General features: G+C 26.9%; 3 protein-coding genes. All 3 read right to left on the bottom strand.

From position 1 onward, the window contains the following. Positions 1 to 587 (bottom strand): arginine ABC transporter permease ArtM (gene artM, locus CEX73_RS00655; protein ID WP_101626701.1); only part of this gene is annotated, 587 nt, incomplete at its 3' end. After that, complete coding sequence (gene artQ / locus CEX73_RS00650) at positions 587 to 1,315, bottom strand: arginine ABC transporter permease ArtQ (protein WP_101626700.1); 729 nt, start codon at positions 1,313 to 1,315, stop codon at positions 587 to 589. The genes artQ and artM, both read right to left, overlap by 1 nt. After that, on the bottom strand, positions 1,312 to 1,742 hold a 431-nt coding region (locus CEX73_RS00645), incomplete at its 5' end, for a transporter substrate-binding domain-containing protein (protein ID WP_146643223.1). The genes artQ and CEX73_RS00645, both read right to left, overlap by 4 nt.

The raw sequence follows: 1,742 nt of genomic DNA, 5'->3' as shown, positions 1-1,742 counted from the left end.
ATCAGACCAGCTACATAAAAAACCATTATATCATAACTTCTGCCATACAGAAGTTGGCTATAACCCATAATATCCATTATTGTAATAGTATAAGCAAGTGAAGTACTTTTAAAAACTAAAGTTATTTCATTAGTATACGAAGTTAAAGATTTTTTGATAGCAAATGGTATTAACACACGTAAAGACTGTTGTTTAGTCATTCCAAGCGCAGTACAAGCTTGCCATAGCCCAGTGGGTATCGTACGTATAGATCCCACAAATAATTTAGTACTATAAGCAGCACTATTAAGTGCTAATGCTAATATAGCACACAACCAAGGTTGTGATAATATTAACCATAACCAAGATATACTATGTAGTATAGTAAATTGACCTGGGCCATAATAAATTAAAAAAAGTTGTACTAAAAATGGGGTACCAGTAAATATTATTAAATATAATTTAATGATATGTGATAAATATGGTATGTTTAAAACAATTATTTGAACAAATAGTATAGCTAAAAAGAAAGCAATCAATACTGATATTATCATTAATGATAAGCTTATTGGTAAACCTAATAATAAAGTTGGTAAATAACTAAACATCAGGATATAACCTGATTAAAACGATTTACATAACGTTCGAGAAAATACAAAATAATTTTACTAACTAATGTAATCAATAAGTATATTATTGATGATAATATATACCATGTAAAAGGCTTATAAGTCATAGTAATAATGCTTTTAGTTTGTAACATAAGGTCATTAATACTAATAAGTGAAACTAAAGCAGTATCTTTTAATAAAACTAACCATTGATTACCTAATCCAGGTAATGCAAACTGCCATATTTGTGGTAATATTAAATGAAAAAAAATAATGCTATTTTTCATACCTAATGCTTGACCTGATTCCCATTGGCTTTTGGATATTGATTTAATTGCTTCATTTATGATTTGATATGCATAAGCGGCATATATTAATGCTAATGCTATTACCCCGCATAAAAATGGACTGATATTAATATTTAAATTATGAATAGGAATATATAAATGAAAGTAAGTAATACCATTAATTTTTAAATCAATATGTTTATTTAAAATAGCTAATAATTGTGATGTATTTAAATAAATAAAAAGTATAATTAAAATTTCTGGTAATCCGCAAAGTAATGTAACTAATATTTTACTAATAAATATTAACCATTTTAAACGTCGTAACTCTTCTAGTACAGCTAAACTCATGGCTAATATTAAACCTATAACTAAAGCGCATAATGCTAATTTTAAAGTTGTACCAGTAGCTTTTATGAGAAGTAAAAATTCCATCATTCTACAGAATTGTTAAACCATTTTTGATAGATCATTTGATAGGTGCCATCTTGTTTAATACTTATTAATGCTTTATTCAATTTTTGAACTAATACTAAATTATCTTTTCGTATAGCAATCCCAAGACCAGTGCCAAAATAATTGGGATCTATGATTTTATCACCAATAGTTATAAGACTATTATCTGTTTTTATCCATTGATTAACTACCGCAGTATCACCAAAGATACCATCTATACGACTATTTTTTAGGTCTAACATAGCATTTTGGTAGCTATCATAAGAGCGAATTGTCATTTTCGGATATTTATCCATTAAATATTTTTGATGAGTTGATCCATTTTGCGTTCCTATTCTTTTATTTGTTAAATCCGTTTGATAAAACTTTGTTTTATTGTTCTTAGTTATAACTAAAATTGCTGAAGATC

It is taken from the genome of Candidatus Palibaumannia cicadellinicola (assembly GCF_002855795.1).
GTDB lineage: Bacteria > Pseudomonadota > Gammaproteobacteria > Enterobacterales > Enterobacteriaceae > Baumannia > Baumannia cicadellinicola_C.
Note: the sequence above shows the minus strand (reverse complement) of the source record. Positions and strands in the feature narration are given on the sequence as shown.

What these genes read in the sequence shown, in the direction of transcription:
- artQ (WP_101626700.1), bottom strand. Translation starts at nt 1,315, where the DNA reads ATGATGGAATTTTTACTTCTCATAAAAGCTACTGGTACAACTTTAAAA.